14 protein-coding genes are annotated in these 13,288 nt (G+C 64.8%); 6 read left to right on the forward strand and 8 right to left on the reverse strand.

Going from position 1 to position 13,288, the window contains the following annotated elements; translation table 11 throughout:
• Nucleotides 1–25: 25 nt before the first annotated feature.
• The gene (gene dapA / locus ACGYLI_RS07530) at nt 26–901 is read right to left on the reverse strand and encodes a 4-hydroxy-tetrahydrodipicolinate synthase (RefSeq protein WP_067265665.1); all 876 of its coding nucleotides are present in this window, start codon (nt 899–901) and stop codon (nt 26–28) included.
• A gap of 125 nt (nt 902–1,026) precedes the next feature.
• On the opposite strand from dapA, the gene ACGYLI_RS07535 reads away from it, so the two are divergent.
• Nucleotides 1,027–2,991, forward strand: coding sequence for a transglycosylase SLT domain-containing protein (locus ACGYLI_RS07535; protein ID WP_394418508.1), 1,965 nt, complete (start codon nt 1,027–1,029; stop codon nt 2,989–2,991).
• On the opposite strand, the gene ACGYLI_RS07540 is transcribed toward ACGYLI_RS07535, so the two are convergent.
• Together ACGYLI_RS07540 and mnmD are read right to left on the reverse strand one after the other, a co-directional pair.
• A complete protein-coding gene (locus ACGYLI_RS07540) occupies nt 2,956–3,834 on the reverse strand; it encodes a DMT family transporter (protein ID WP_271688438.1) in 879 nt (292 codons plus the stop codon). The genes ACGYLI_RS07535 and ACGYLI_RS07540 overlap by 36 nt on opposite strands.
• A complete protein-coding gene (gene mnmD, locus ACGYLI_RS07545) occupies nt 3,831–4,505 on the reverse strand; it encodes a tRNA (5-methylaminomethyl-2-thiouridine)(34)-methyltransferase MnmD (protein WP_394418510.1) in 675 nt (224 codons plus the stop codon). Before mnmD ends, ACGYLI_RS07540 begins: the two co-directional genes overlap by 4 nt.
• 56 nt (nt 4,506–4,561) lie before the next feature.
• Here mnmD and ACGYLI_RS07550 point away from each other — a divergent pair, with 56 nt between their 5' ends.
• On the forward strand, nt 4,562–5,599 hold the full coding sequence (locus ACGYLI_RS07550; protein WP_394418512.1) for an NAD(P)/FAD-dependent oxidoreductase: 1,038 nt from the start codon (nt 4,562–4,564) through the stop codon (nt 5,597–5,599).
• Nucleotides 5,600–5,655: 56 nt separating this feature from the next.
• On the opposite strand, the gene ACGYLI_RS07555 is transcribed toward ACGYLI_RS07550, so the two are convergent.
• Nucleotides 5,656–6,312 (reverse strand): OmpA family protein, encoded by a 657-nt coding sequence (locus tag ACGYLI_RS07555; protein WP_067265672.1) that lies wholly within the window; start codon nt 6,310–6,312, stop codon nt 5,656–5,658.
• A gap of 98 nt (nt 6,313–6,410) precedes the next feature.
• Entirely contained in the window at nt 6,411–7,313 is a 903-nt protein-coding gene (locus ACGYLI_RS07560; protein WP_394418513.1) for a methylated-DNA--[protein]-cysteine S-methyltransferase, read from the reverse strand.
• A gap of 111 nt (nt 7,314–7,424) precedes the next feature.
• Between ACGYLI_RS07560 and nth the strand changes: the two genes are divergently transcribed.
• From nth to ACGYLI_RS07575, 3 genes are read left to right on the forward strand one after another with little or no spacing between them, the layout of a single operon-like run.
• Complete coding sequence (nth, locus tag ACGYLI_RS07565; RefSeq protein ID WP_209216671.1) at nt 7,425–8,069, forward strand: endonuclease III; 645 nt, start codon at nt 7,425–7,427, stop codon at nt 8,067–8,069.
• Nucleotides 8,066–9,055 carry an adenosine kinase gene (locus ACGYLI_RS07570; RefSeq protein WP_394418515.1) on the forward strand — a complete coding sequence of 330 codons (990 nt, stop codon included), beginning with the start codon at nt 8,066–8,068 and terminating at the stop codon, nt 9,053–9,055. Before nth ends, ACGYLI_RS07570 begins: the two co-directional genes overlap by 4 nt.
• Before the next feature lie 2 nt (nt 9,056–9,057).
• Nucleotides 9,058–9,651 carry a GNAT family N-acetyltransferase gene (locus ACGYLI_RS07575; protein WP_394418517.1) on the forward strand — a complete coding sequence of 198 codons (594 nt, stop codon included), beginning with the start codon at nt 9,058–9,060 and terminating at the stop codon, nt 9,649–9,651.
• A 13-nt stretch (nt 9,652–9,664) separates the two neighbouring features.
• Here the strand turns inward: ACGYLI_RS07575 and ACGYLI_RS07580 are convergent, their stop codons facing one another.
• From ACGYLI_RS07580 to ACGYLI_RS07590, 3 genes are all read right to left on the reverse strand, one after another.
• On the reverse strand, nt 9,665–10,147 hold the full coding sequence (locus ACGYLI_RS07580) for a hypothetical protein (RefSeq protein ID WP_394418519.1): 483 nt from the start codon (nt 10,145–10,147) through the stop codon (nt 9,665–9,667).
• Entirely contained in the window at nt 10,144–10,626 is a 483-nt protein-coding gene (locus ACGYLI_RS07585; protein WP_394418521.1) for an RNA pyrophosphohydrolase, read from the reverse strand. Before ACGYLI_RS07585 ends, ACGYLI_RS07580 begins: the two co-directional genes overlap by 4 nt.
• Nucleotides 10,627–10,732: 106 nt before the next feature.
• The gene (locus tag ACGYLI_RS07590) at nt 10,733–11,095 is read right to left on the reverse strand and encodes a hypothetical protein (protein ID WP_394418523.1); all 363 of its coding nucleotides are present in this window, start codon (nt 11,093–11,095) and stop codon (nt 10,733–10,735) included.
• Between the two features lie 116 nt (nt 11,096–11,211).
• On the opposite strand from ACGYLI_RS07590, the gene ACGYLI_RS07595 reads away from it, so the two are divergent.
• On the forward strand, nt 11,212–13,239 hold the full coding sequence (locus ACGYLI_RS07595; RefSeq protein WP_394418525.1) for an FAD-dependent oxidoreductase: 2,028 nt from the start codon (nt 11,212–11,214) through the stop codon (nt 13,237–13,239).
• Nucleotides 13,240–13,288 lie beyond the last annotated feature (49 nt).

The following is a 13,288-nucleotide window of genomic DNA, read 5'->3' on the forward strand; positions in this document are numbered from 1 at the left end:
ATCGGCCAACCTGTTTACACTAGGCTTAGTTCATCAGCCCCGCGTGGCGCAGGGCCGCATCGACCAGTTCCTTGGTCGGGTCGGTCAGTTCCGTGAGCGGCAGACGCACCTCGTCCGAGCAGAGGTCGAGACGCGACATGGCGTATTTCACGCCCACGAGCCCCGGCTCGGTAAAGATCGCCTTGTGCAGCGGCATCAGACGGTCCTGCAACTCCAGCGCCTTGGCATAATCGCCCTCAAGACAGGCGGCCTGCATCTGCGCCACAAGGCGCGGCGCGACATTGGCGGTGACCGAGATACAGCCGACGCCGCCTTGGGCGTTGAACCCATGCGCCGTGGCGTCTTCGCCGGAGAGCTGGCAGAAATCCGGGCCGCAGGTGATGCGCTGATCGCAGACGCGCGCCAGATCGCCGGTGGCGTCCTTGACGCCGACGATGCGCGGCAACTGGGCCAGTTCGCCCATCGTTTCGGGCATCATATCCACCACCGAACGGCCGGGGATGTTGTAGATGATGATCGGCAACTCACAGCAGTCATGCACGGCGGTGAAATGCGCCACCAACCCGCGCTGCGTGGGCTTGTTGTAATAGGGCGTCACCACCAGCAGCGCATCCGCGCCGACCTTTTCGGCGTGACGGGCAAGGCGGATGCTTTCGACCGTGTTGTTCGACCCGGCACCCGCGATGACCGGAATGCGGCCCGCGACGGCTTTGACCACCTCTTCGACGACGGTCTCATGCTCGGCATGGCTCAGCGTCGGGGATTCGCCGGTGGTGCCGACGGGGACAAGCCCGCTCGACCCTTCGCCGATGTGCCATTCGATAAGTTTCTTGAGCGTATCCAGATCCAGCGCGCCGTTGCGAAACGGCGTGACGAGGGCAGGCAGAGAGCCTTTGAACATGTGCACGCTCCTTAAGTGCTGGCCGGTGGAAAACCGGACTGGATGAGGGCTTTTGCGGGCGCTACGGTTTGATAAACGGCGCCCGAGCCATATGTTGCAAGGCTCTAGCCTCGGAGACGTAGGAAATGCAAGCGATGACGCGCCTGATGGCGATCCTCATGAGTGTTTTTGTCCTGACCGTGCCTGCGGAGGCGCAGCGGCCACGGCCTTTGGGCTGGGCGATGGATGCGATGCGCAGCGGCAATTGGGACGCCGCCGCGGCGCTGGCGGCCCGCGACGGGCAGGTCGCCGCCGATGTGATCGAATGGCACCGGCTGCGCGCCGGGCGCGGCACCTATGCCGACACGCGCGATTTCCTGAACCGCAGACCCGACTGGCCCGGTGAGGCTTATCTGCGCAGGCAGAGCGAAGCGGCGGTCATCAGACAGGGTGAGAGCGAGATACTGGATTTCTTCTCGGCCATGGCCCCGCAGACCCCACGCGGCGTGCTGGCTCATGCCGAGGCGCTGATCAACAGCGGGCAGCGCGGTGAGGCCGAGGCGAACCTCGTACTGGCGTGGCGGACCATGCCGATGAACGCCACCAGTCAGGCGCTATTTGTCGAGGCGCATGGCAGCCTTCTGGCCCCCCATCACGCGGCGCGGCTCGAAGAGATGCTCTGGCAGCGCGAACATTCCGAAGCGCGGCAAATGTTCGATCTGGTCTCAAGCCCCGACAGGGCGCTGGCGGAAACCCGCATCGCCCTGCAAAAGCTGGAAAGCGACGTGAACGCCAAGATCGACGCGCTCCCCTCCTCCAAATCCGATGCGCCGGGGCTGGCGCATGACCGCTTTGAATGGCGTATCCGCAAGGGGCTGCGCGAAGATGCCAAGGATTTGATGCTGGCGCGCTCGACCTCGGCTGTGGCGCTCGGTCAGCCCCCCAAATGGGCCAACCGCCGTCGCGCCTTGGCACGGGATGAAATGCGCAATGGTGATGCGCAAAGGGCCTACCGACTGGCGTCGCAGCATTTTTTGACCGATGGCTCGAACTATGCCGATCTCGAATGGCTCTCCGGCTATATCGCGCTGCGATTCTTGGACGATCCCACCACCGCTCTGGGCCATTTCCAGAACCACGACAACGCCGTGGAATCCCCCATCAGCCAAGGCCGCGCGGGCTATTGGCAGGGCCGCGCGTTAGAGGCGATGGGCGATGCGGAAGGCGCGGCGAAAGCCTATGCCATGGGGGCGAAGTACCAAACCTCCTTCTACGGGCTGCTGGCCGCCGAACGGGGCGGCCTCCCCTTTGATGAAAAGCTCGCAGGCGCCGCACCTGATCAAGACTGGCGCAGCTCTCCACTGGCCCGTGCGCCCCTGTTTGAGGCCGGACTGCTGCTGCAAGCCTCGGGCGAGCTGTCCACCGCCGAGCGGTTCTGGACCCATTTGGCCGAACAACTCGTCCCCGAAGACATCGCCCTGCTGGGGCAAGCCGCGATCGACGTGGGCCAGCCGCATATCGCGGTCATGATCGGCAAACGCGCGGCGCAGCGGGGGCTGGAGGTGCCCGCCCCCTATTACGCGCTGCACAGCTTGGTCGAGAAAGACCTGTCGATGGCGACCGAGATGACCCTCGCCATCGCGCGGCGTGAAAGCGAGTTCGACCCGAACGTGCAAAGCGGCGTCGGCGCGCGCGGTTTGATGCAGATCATGCCCGCCACGGCGCGGGACGTGGCACGCGATCTGGGCATCTCAGGCCAGCACACGACGGACAGGCTGACCGCCGACCCCGATTACAACGCGCGGCTCGGCGCGACCTATCTGTCGCAGATGGCGGGGCTTTTCGACGGCAATGTCTCCATGATGTCGGCGGCCTATAACGCAGGCCCCAGCCGCCCGCGGCGCTGGATGGCGACCTATGGCGACCCGCGCAAGGGCGAGATCGACATCGTCGATTGGATCGAGATGATCCCCTTTCGTGAGACGCAGAACTACGTCATGCGGGTGACCGAAAGCCTGCCCGTCTATCGCGCGCGTCTGGGAAAAGACCCGCTGCCGATCCCCTTTAGCGAAGAGTTAACCGGATCGACGTTGAAGGCGTTCGCGCCATAGGGTGAACAACCCCGCCGCCACGATCATGCCCGCGCCCAGCACCACGCTGGGGCGCAGCACTTCGTTAAAGACAGACAGGCCGATGATCACGGTAAAGATCAACTGCGTATAGGCGAAGGGCTGCACCGCGCTGGCCTCGGCCACCTCGTAGCAACGGATCAGCAGCCAATGGCCCGTGACCCCGGTGATGCAAAGCGTGCCCATCAACAGCCAGTTGCCCGGCGTCATCGGCTCCCAAAACCAGATGCCGACTGCCGTCATGACCGCCGCACCGGTCACGCCCGTCCAGAAGAAACTCGTCGCCGTCGTGTCGCGCCGCGCGACATAGCGAGTCAGCAGGCCATAGACCGCGAACATCGCCGCCCCCGCCAGCGGGATCGCGGCGGCAGGGTCCACCACCCGAAGCCCGGGTTGCAAGATGACCAACACCCCGACAAAGCCCACACCAATCGCGGCCCACCGCCGCCAGCCGACTTTCTCCCCCAAGATCGGTCCGGAGAGCGCCGCCACCAAAAGCGGGTAGCAGGTAAAGACCGCATGGCTCTCCACCAACCCCAGAATAGTGAAGCCCAGCACCATCGTGCAAATCTGCGCCGAGAGCAGCACCCCCCGCAGGATTTGCACCGCGGGCTGTGTCGTGGCGGCGGCGCGGCGGATGCCGCCCGCCTTGCGCAATGCCAGCGCGATCACGAAGGCCGCGAAAAACCAATAGCGGATCATCACCACCATTAGCACGTTGTAGTTCTCGGCCAGATGGCGCGACAGCCCGTCTTGGACGGCGAAGACCATCGTCGTGGCGATCATCAGCATGATGCCGAGCGGGATATTGTTGGACTGGCTCATGCGGGCATCCGTGCGCAGGTCATGTGGCGTTTGCGGCCATAGCCGGGGATGCGGGCAACCTCAAAACCGCCCGCGGCGAGCGCCCGGCGCACGAAGCCCGCGGCGGTATAGGTCGCCGCACTGCCGCCCGGTGCGGTATGGCGGGCCACCTCGGCCATCAGATCATCGCCCCAAAGCTCGGGGTTCTTGGCCGGTGAAAACCCATCAAGGAACCAAGCATCGGCCTGCCCCTGCCACGCGGGCAGGGTTTCGCGCGCGTCCCCGATAATGATCTCGGCCTGCAGGCCGGGCAGTTCCAACACGCCACCCGCGCCATCCCACGCCGCTGTCAGCGCATCGCGCCGCCCGTCGAGCGCGGGAAAAGCCGCATGGGCCCGCGCCATATCCTCAGGCCGCATCGGGTAGGCTTCGAAACTGGTAAAATGCAGCGGCCCGTCATGGCCCGCCCGCATCCAAGCGTCCCATGCCAGCAGCAGGTTCAGCCCGGTGCCAAAGCCAAGCTCGGCGATGTGAAAGCCGGGGCGGAAGCGCTCGGGCAGGTCGTTGCCCGCCAGAAAGACATAGGCCGTCTCTGCCGCGCCATCCTCTAAGCTGAAGTACGGATCATCGAACTGGGTCGAGACGGGCACTTGGCCCGCGCGCCAAGTGATCTGGGCATTCTGGTCTGGCACGGCACGTCCTGCTAGAGGGGAAGAAGTCGCGCAGACACTGCGCAAGCTGGCGGGGAATGGCAATGGTGGATGTAACCATAAGAGGGGCCGGGATTTTTGGCCTATCGGTGGCTTGGGCCTGCGTCCGGCGCGGGGCGGTGGTCCGTGTGGTCGATCCGGCAGGACCGGCGGCGGGGGCTTCGGGCGGGATCGTGGGCGCGCTGGCGCCGCATGTGCCAGAGAATTGGAACGCCAAGAAAGCCTTTCAGCTTGAGAGCCTGCTCAGCGCCGAAGCCTTCTGGGCCGAGGTCGAGGCCGAGGGCGGTCGCGCGCCCGGCTATATCCGCAGCGGGCGGGTGCAGCCGGTGGCAGATGACGCAGCCCTCGCGCTGGCGCGGCAGCGGCAGGACACGGCAGCCGAACTTTGGCAAGGCCGCGCCCGGTGGGAGCTGATCCGCGCCGAGGGCAGCGACTGGGCCCCGCAGAGCCCCACGGGCTGGCTGATCCGCGATACGCTAAGCGCCCTCGTCCACCCGCGCCACGCCTGCGCGGCACTGGTCGCGGCGCTGGCGGCCAAAGGCGTTGAGATCGTGGCCGAGGCGCCCGATACGGGCCTGACCCTCTGGGCCACTGGGGTCGCGGGGCTGGAGGCGCTGAATGCGGGCCATCCGCGTTTGGTTGGCGCGGGCATCAAAGGGCAGGCCGCGCTCTTGCGGCTGGACCGGGGCGGCGCGGCGCAGCTTTTTGCCGATGGGGTCCATGTGATCCCGCATCTAGATGGCACGGTGGCTGTGGGCGGCACCACTGAGCGAGAATATGACAGCCCTGACGGCACCGATGCACAGCTCGACGCGGTGATCGCCAAGGCCCGCGCGGCGGTGCCTGCGTTGCAAGACGCGCCGGTTGTCGAACGCTGGCCCGGGCTGCGCCCGCGCAGCCGTAGCCGCGCGCCGATGCTGGGCCCGTGGCCGGGCAGACCGGGGCATTACATCGCCAACGGCGGCTTCAAAATCGGCTTCGGCATGGCCCCCAAAGTGGCAGAGGTCATGGCCGATCTTCTGCTCGAAGGGCGCGATGCCATCCCCAAGGGTTTCAGGGTCGAGGACAACCTCTAGACCAACAAAAAACCCCGGCCACTGGCCGGGGTTCTCTGTCACTCTCAACCTGCCGTTTAGCGCGCGTTGGGCAGGATCACGATCTCGACCCGGCGGTTTTGCGCTTTGCCGGCGGCGCTCAGGTTGCTTGCCACGGGCTGGCTTTCGCCACGGCCGAATGTCTGCAAACGCTGCTGTGGCACGCCGTTGGACAGAAGGATATTGCCCACGGCCTGCGCGCGACGCTCGGAAAGCTGCTGGTTATAGGCCGCTTCGCCATCGCTGTCGGTGTGGCCCACGACTTGCAGGGTGGAATTCTGATAGATGTTCACGTTCTGCGCCAGCGCGGCCAGATCGTCGCGCAGGGCGGGCGATACGCTGGTGCTGTCGGTCGCAAAGAGGATGTCTTGCGGCAGGGTCACGATCAGACGGTCGCCGGTGTTGGTAATGACCACACGGCTGTCCATCGCGGCGCGCAACTCGGCTTCTTGCTTATCAAGCGAGTAACCCACGCCTGCGCCGATCGTGCCGCCGATCAATGCGCCTTTCAGCGCGCCTTTGCCGTCACCTTCGGAAATCGCACCGGCAAGGGCCCCGACGCCCGCACCAATCAAAGCGCCATTCTTGGTCCGCTGGTTCGGATCGCCATTGCCCGGCTGCATCGGCTGCGTACAGGCACCCAGTGTCATCGCGCCAGCCAGAGCGGCGGCCAAAGTCATCTTCGAAGAAATCATGTCTACTGCCTTCATGTTTGCGGCCCCGTTCGGGCGGGGCATCTTGACGTGAACGCAATATAGGCACGCAAAGTTCCCAAAAACATTACATATAACCGCTATTCGGCAGAAACCCGCCCAGAGGGGGCTGTTTGCGCCTCTGCCCGCGCCGCCTCGAAGGCGAGCATTGCGCGTTTCACCGGCAGCCCCCAGTGGTAGCCGCCCAAGCCCCCGCTTTTGCGCAGCGCCCGGTGACAGGGGATCAGCCAACTCACCGGATTGCGCCCTACTGCTGTGCCCACGGCACGCACGGCGCGGGGGCTGCCGATGCTCTGTGCGATTTCGGAATAGGTGGTCACCTGCCCCGAAGGGATGCTCAGCAGCGCCTCCCAGACCTTGATCTGAAAGGGCGCACCGATGAGGTAGAGCGGCGCCTTCGCCTCGGGCTCCTTCCGTCTCCCAAAGGCCGCGTCGACCCATGCCTGCAACCGCGCGGGGGCCTCCACGAAATCGGCGAGCGGCCAGCGGCCACAAAGATCCGCCATCGCCGCATCCTCCCCCACTTCCGACGACAGGGCGAGCCCGCAGATGCCCTTGTCGGTGCCCATCACCAGTGTCGGGCCGAAGGGGCTGTCAAACCAACCCCAGTAGATCGTCAGCCCCGCGCCCTTGCGGGCAAACTCACCGGGGCTCATCGCCTCCCAGCGCAGGAAAAGGTCATGCAACCGCCCGCTGCCCGACAGCCCCAATTCATGCGCCGCCGCCAGCGTGGTGAAACGGTCGCGCAGCATGACTTTGGCCTGATCCAGCATCAGATACTGCTGGTATCGCTTCGGCGAGACCCCCACCCAGCGTGAGAACAGCCGCTGGAAATGCGCGGCGGACATGCCCATCTCGCCCGCGATCCAATCGAGTTGCTTGGGGTCCTCGGCCTCGTCAATCAGGGCGATGGCGCGGCGCATCACCTGATAGTGGTACCCCTGATCTTCGGGCGCGGGAGAGAGCTTTGCGATCTGTGTCATGCCACCAGATTAGCCGCGCCCCTGCCCCCGTGCGACCCGTTTCTTGCGCCATCGCACCCCACGCCTCGCCCCCGCTTGCCCTGCCGCGCCATTCATCGCATACCCTGAGCCATGGCCCGCCAACTTGATTATCATACCATCCGCGAGATCTTCGCCCGCTTCCAACAGGCAGAGCCTGAGCCCGAGGGCGAGTTGGAACATGTGAACGTCTATACGCTGGTTGTGGCCGTGGCGCTGAGCGCGCAATCGACCGACGCGGGTGTCAATAAGGCGACGCGCGAGCTGTTCAAAATCGCCGACACGCCGCAAAAGATGCTTGATCTGGGGCTTGAGGGGCTGATCGACCATATCAAGACCATCGGCCTCTACCGTCAGAAGGCCAAGAACGTCATCAAGCTAAGCCAAATCCTTGTCGACGATTACGACGGCGAGGTGCCCAATTCCCGCGCCGCGCTGCAATCGCTGCCGGGTGTCGGGCGCAAGACCGCGAATGTCGTGCTCAATATGTGGTGGGGCCAGCCCGCGCAGGCGGTGGACACCCATATCTTCCGCGTTGGCAACCGCACCGGGATCGCACCGGGCAAGACGGTCGACGCGGTCGAGCGCGCTATCGAAGACAACATTCCCGCCGATTTCCAGCGCCATGCCCATCACTGGCTGATCCTGCATGGCCGCTATCACTGTAAAGCCCGCAAACCCCTGTGCCGCACCTGCATCATCCGTGACCTGTGCCAATACGAGGACAAGACAGAATGACCCAATACGAAGTGGTTGGCATCGGCAACGCCGTCGTCGACGTGATCTCCCATGCCGATGACAATTTTCTTGCCGACAACGGTATCGAGAAAGGCATCATGCAGTTGATCGAGCGTGACCGCGCCGAAGACCTCTATGCCGCAATGCAAGACCGGGTGCAGACGCCGGGCGGCTCGGTCGCCAATACCGTCGCGGGCGCGGGCGCGCTGGGCCTCAAGACCGCCTTTATCGGGCGGGTGCGCGATGATGAGTTGGGCCAGTTCTATGCCAAGGCGATGACCGATATCGGCATCGATTTCGTCAACGCCCCCGTGGCCGAGGGCGAGAACCCGACCTCGCGTTGCATGATCTTCGTCACCCCCGATGGGGAGCGGTCACTGAACACCTACCTCGGCATCTCAACCGGGCTGACCTCGGCCGATGTGCCGCAGGCGGTGACGGAGAAGGCCAAGCTGATGTTCCTCGAAGGCTACCTCTTTGACCATGAGGCGGGCAAAACCGCCTTTCGCGAAGCCGCGCGGGCAGCGACGGCGGGCGGCGGCATGGCAGGCATCGCCATCTCCGACCCCTTCTGCGTGGAGCGTCACCGCGACGACTTCCTCGCGCTGATCGAAAACGATCTGGGCTATGTCATCGGCAACGAAGCTGAGATTCGCGCCCTTTGGGAAACCGACGACACCGAAGCCGCGCTGGCCAAGACCGCCGAGATTTGCCCGCTGGTGGTCTGCACCCGGTCGGGCGACGGTGTCACGCTGGTGCGGGGCGAGGAACGGGTCGACGTGCCGGTCGAAAAGGTCGTGCCGGTGGATGCCACGGGCGCAGGCGATCAATTCGCGGCGGGCTTCCTCTATGGCCTTGCCACGGGCCGCGATCTTGAGACCTGTGGCCGCATGGGCAACATCTGCGCGGGCGAAGTGATCCGCCACATCGGCCCCCGCCCCGAGACTGACATCATGGCCCTGTTCAAGGCCGAAGGGCTGGTCTGACCATGATCGAGAACGGTTTTCACGATGTCCCCCCCGGCAAACTCGCCGTGGTGGTGACCCATCTTGAGATGGACGCCAAACCCAGCCTGCGGGAGGTGCCCCTGTCTGAGGGTGTCACCTTTCGAAAGGTCACACCGACGCCCGACTGGTTTCGGGACATTTTCCGGCGTGTCGGGATGGATTGGCTCTGGTACGGGCGGCTCAAGCTGGATGACGCGGCCCTCTCTGCGCTGCTGCAAGACCCGGCGCGGGACTTTTATACGCTGACCCGCGATGGCAAGGACGAGGCGCTGCTTGAGTTGAACTTCCCCGAAGACGGCAGCTGCGAGCTGGCCTATTTCGGGCTGACCTCTGCGCTGATCGGCAGCGGCGCGGGGCGGTATCTGATGAACCAAGCGATCACGCTGGCATGGGAAAAGCCGATCACCCGGCTGCACTTGCACACCTGCACCAACGACAGTCCGCAGGCCCTTGGCTTTTATGTGCGGTCAGGTTTCACCCCGGTGCGCCGTCAGGTCGAGATCGACGACGATCCGCGTCTCTCAGGGCTGCTGCCCCGCGATGCCGCACCGCAAGTGCCGCTTATCGTGGCATAAGACCGCCGCCGGATCATCGAACCGGCGTGCACTCCGCGCCTTGGAAACAGGCGATCACCTTGTCGACCATCGCAGGCTTCGGCGAACCAAAGAGGTCGCCGCCGCAGGGGTTGCTTTCCAGTGCATAGGCCCCATCCGGTTTGCGTTCGAGAAAGGCCAGAACATCCCCTTCCTCGGCAGAGCCGCACCACGGGCCAAAGCACTGAACATTGAGCGTCAGAGGCTGGTCAAAGGGCACGTCAAAGCCCCCTTCCGACAGCGCCTTGCCACTGATCTGTGCCCGGATCGGCGTCTCTTCGGGTGGGTTGATCCCGATGGTGCCACCCTTCGGCAGGGCGCTGGCGTCAAAGGTCAGACGCCCCTGCACCACGACATAGCTTTCCTCGGCCTTGGCCGCGCGTTGATAGGTCGCCTCGACCGAATGGGGCAGGCAACTGAGCGCAAGCGCGGGCAGCGGGGCCAAAGTGACAAGAGCGCAGGCGATGATCCGTGTCATAACTTCTCCTCAAACTCTTCAAGAACCGCCGCATAGACCGCACGTTTGAACGGCACGATATTCGCGACCAGTTGATCTGCGGGCATCCAGCGCCATTCCGAGAATTCAGGCTCAGCCGTCTGGATGTTGACCTGATCGTCCTGCCCCAGAAAACGCATGAGAAACCACTTCTGTTCCTGCCCCCGGTAGCGGCCCTTCCAGATGTTGGGCACCAGTTCATGGGGCAGATCATAGGGCAGCCAGCTTGTCGTCTCGGCTTCGATCCGCACCAGATTGCTGGGGATGCCGGTCTCTTCCTCTAGCTCACGCAGGGCCGCATCGCGGGCGGCCTCGCCCTTGTCGACCCCGCCTTGGGGCATCTGCCAAGCGTCCTGATCCCGGTCGCGCCGCTGGCCAACAAAAACCTCGCCCTCGGCATTCACCAGCATCACGCCGACGCAAGGTCGGTAGGGCAGTTTGGCAATCTCTTCGGGGGTCATGTCAGTATCTTCTCCATTTCAAAGCGGTCCAGATATTCACCCGACCGTGCGATGCGCTCTGCCGCGATAACACGAAAGCCCATAGCCTCAAAGGCGGGCCGCGCCATCACGCTGGCATGGGTGTGCAACCGGCTCTCGCCCCCGGCGACCGCTGCCTGTTCGACCCGCCCATAGAGCGCGCGAAAGACACCCTGCCCTGCGCCGTCGCGGCAATGAACGCCAGATCGATATAGCCCCGCTCCCGCGTCATGAAACCGATCACCTGCCCCGCCCGTTCGGCCAGCACCACCTGCTGCCCGCCCAATTTGGCCGTCCACTGCGGCCCCCGTGGTCGAGCGGGGAGCCACGCGGCACGCTCCGCCGCGCTATAGGCGCTTGCGCCATGGTGGATCGCGTCGAACATCACCCGCCCCAAAGCGTCATGATCCGCCATCGCCGCATCACGCAACGCCACCTCTGCCCGCGCCATCCCGCACCCCGTCTTGACCTGCCGTGAGCCGGGCAGATGACGCGGCGTTTCGCGTGACTTGCCCTGCCGTTTCCGATGGTGTCACAGTGACCCAGCCCACCCAGAAAGGTAAAGCCATGTCCGACTATCCCCACCTGCTTGCCCCGCTCGACCTTGGTTTCACTACGCTGAAGAACCGGCTGCTGATGGGCTCGATGCACACCGGGCTGGAGGAGACAGGCGATTGGAACCGCGTGGCGGAGTTCTACGCGGCACGGGCGCGGGGCGATGCGGGGCTGATGGTCACGGGCGGCATCGGGCCGAACCGCGAAGGCGCGGTGGCCCATGGCGCGGCGATGATGGTCAGCCAGAAGGACGTGGACAACCACAGCATCATCACCCAGCGGGTGCATGAGGCGGGCGGCAAGATTGCCATGCAGATCCTGCACGCGGGCCGCTATGCCTTCACCCCTGAATGCGTGGCACCAAGCGCGATCAAATCGCCGATCTCCATGTTCGCCCCCAAGGAGTTGGACGAAGAAGGCATCGAGAAACAGATCAGCGACATCGCCGCCTGTGCCCTGCGTGCGCGGGAGGCGGGCTATGACGGGGTCGAGATCATGGGCTCCGAGGGGTATTTCCTGAACCAGTTCCTCGTCACCCATACCAACAAGCGCGAAGACCGCTGGGGCGGTTCCTACGAGAACCGGATGCGCCTGCCGCTGGAAGTCGTGCGCCGCGTGCGCGAGACGGTGGGCGAGGATTTCATCCTGATCTACCGCCTGTCGATGATCGACCTCGTGCCCAACGGCTCGACCTTCGAAGAGGTCGTGCAACTGGCGCAAGAGGTCGAGAAGGCCGGTGCCAATATCATCAACACCGGCATCGGCTGGCACGAGGCGCGCATCCCCACGATCGCCACCTCGGTGCCGCGCGCGGCCTTTGCATGGGTCACGAAAAAGCTGATGGGCAAGGTGGGTATCCCTCTGATCACCTCGAACCGGATCAACACGCCGCAAGTGGCCGAAGAGGTGCTGGCGGAGGGCTGCGCCGACATGGTCAGCCTCGCGCGTCCAATGCTGGCAGATGCCGATTTCCTCGCCAAGGCGAAGGCCGGTCAGGCCGAGCGCATCGCCCCCTGCATCGCCTGCAACCAAGCCTGCCTCGACCATACCTTCGGCGGCAAGATATCCACCTGTCTTGTAAACCCTCGCGCCTGTTACGAGACGGAATTGCGGATCGAACCCGCCGCAAACCCGAAATCCATTGCCGTTGTCGGCGCCGGGCCTGCCGGCCTCTCGGGGGCCATCACGGCGGCGGAGCGGGGCCACAAGGTCACCCTGATGGACCGCGCAAGCGAGATCGGCGGGCAACTCAACCTCGCCAAACAAGTCGCGGGGAAGGAGGAGTTCTGGGGCCTCGTCGATTGGTACCGCACCATGCTGGACGTGCACGGCGTGACCGTGCAGCTTGAGACCGAAGCCACGAGCGAGGCGCTCAGCGGCTTCGACGAGGTCATCATCGCCACCGGCGTTGTGCCGCGCGATCCGCAGATCCCCGGGCAAAACCGCGACAACGTGGTCAGCTACATCGATGTGCTGAACGGCACTGCGAAGGTCGGCCAACGGGTCGCCGTGATCGGCGCGGGCGGCATCGGCTTCGACGTGTCGGAGCATCTGGTGCACGATGGCGAGAGCAGCACGATGAACCTGCCCGAATGGATGCGCGAATGGGGTGTCACGGACCCGGGCGAACACCGCAGCGGCCTCGCCCCCGAAGGGCCGCAACCGCCAGCACCTGCGCGCCAGATCACCATGCTGCAACGCAAAACCAGCAAGCCCGGCAAGGGTCTGGGCAAGACCACGGGTTGGATTCACCGCGCCTCGCTCACCATGCGCGACGTGAAGATGATCGCGGGTGTGAACTACGAACAGATCGACGATGCGGGCCTGCATATCTCCTTTGGCGAAGCGCGCGAGAACCCCACGGTGATCAAGGCCGACACCATCGTGCTCTGCGCCGGGCAATTGTCCGAGCGCAGCCTTGCCGATGCGCTGGAAGCGAGGGGGCAGACCTGCCATGTGATCGGCGGCGCGGATGTGGCGGCGGAACTGGACGCGAAACGCGCCATCAACCAAGGCACACGGCTGGCCGCCGGGCTGTAAGCGAGGGGCGGGCGCTTGGCCCCCTTGCGCCCCGCCCTAGATCGCCGCA

It is taken from the genome of Sulfitobacter sp. 1A13421, from assembly GCF_043557285.1.
GTDB lineage: Bacteria > Pseudomonadota > Alphaproteobacteria > Rhodobacterales > Rhodobacteraceae > Sulfitobacter > Sulfitobacter faviae.

Bases quoted from the DNA above. Each gene is read 5' to 3' on its own strand.
- dapA (WP_067265665.1), bottom strand. From the start codon at position 901: ATGTTCAAAGGCTCTCTGCCTGCCCTCGTCACGCCGTTTCGCAACGGC.
- ACGYLI_RS07535 (WP_394418508.1), top strand. From the start codon at position 1,027: ATGCAAGCGATGACGCGCCTGATGGCGATCCTCATGAGTGTTTTTGTC.
- ACGYLI_RS07540 (WP_271688438.1), bottom strand. From the start codon at position 3,834: ATGAGCCAGTCCAACAATATCCCGCTCGGCATCATGCTGATGATCGCC.
- ACGYLI_RS07550 (WP_394418512.1), top strand. From the start codon at position 4,562: ATGGCAATGGTGGATGTAACCATAAGAGGGGCCGGGATTTTTGGCCTA.
- ACGYLI_RS07555 (WP_067265672.1), bottom strand. From the start codon at position 6,312: ATGATTTCTTCGAAGATGACTTTGGCCGCCGCTCTGGCTGGCGCGATG.
- ACGYLI_RS07560 (WP_394418513.1), bottom strand. From the start codon at position 7,313: ATGACACAGATCGCAAAGCTCTCTCCCGCGCCCGAAGATCAGGGGTAC.
- nth (WP_209216671.1), top strand. From the start codon at position 7,425: ATGGCCCGCCAACTTGATTATCATACCATCCGCGAGATCTTCGCCCGC.
- ACGYLI_RS07570 (WP_394418515.1), top strand. From the start codon at position 8,066: ATGACCCAATACGAAGTGGTTGGCATCGGCAACGCCGTCGTCGACGTG.
- ACGYLI_RS07575 (WP_394418517.1), top strand. From the start codon at position 9,058: ATGATCGAGAACGGTTTTCACGATGTCCCCCCCGGCAAACTCGCCGTG.
- ACGYLI_RS07580 (WP_394418519.1), bottom strand. From the start codon at position 10,147: ATGACACGGATCATCGCCTGCGCTCTTGTCACTTTGGCCCCGCTGCCC.
- ACGYLI_RS07585 (WP_394418521.1), bottom strand. From the start codon at position 10,626: ATGACCCCCGAAGAGATTGCCAAACTGCCCTACCGACCTTGCGTCGGC.
- ACGYLI_RS07590 (WP_394418523.1), bottom strand. From the start codon at position 11,095: ATGGCGCGGGCAGAGGTGGCGTTGCGTGATGCGGCGATGGCGGATCAT.
- ACGYLI_RS07595 (WP_394418525.1), top strand. From the start codon at position 11,212: ATGTCCGACTATCCCCACCTGCTTGCCCCGCTCGACCTTGGTTTCACT.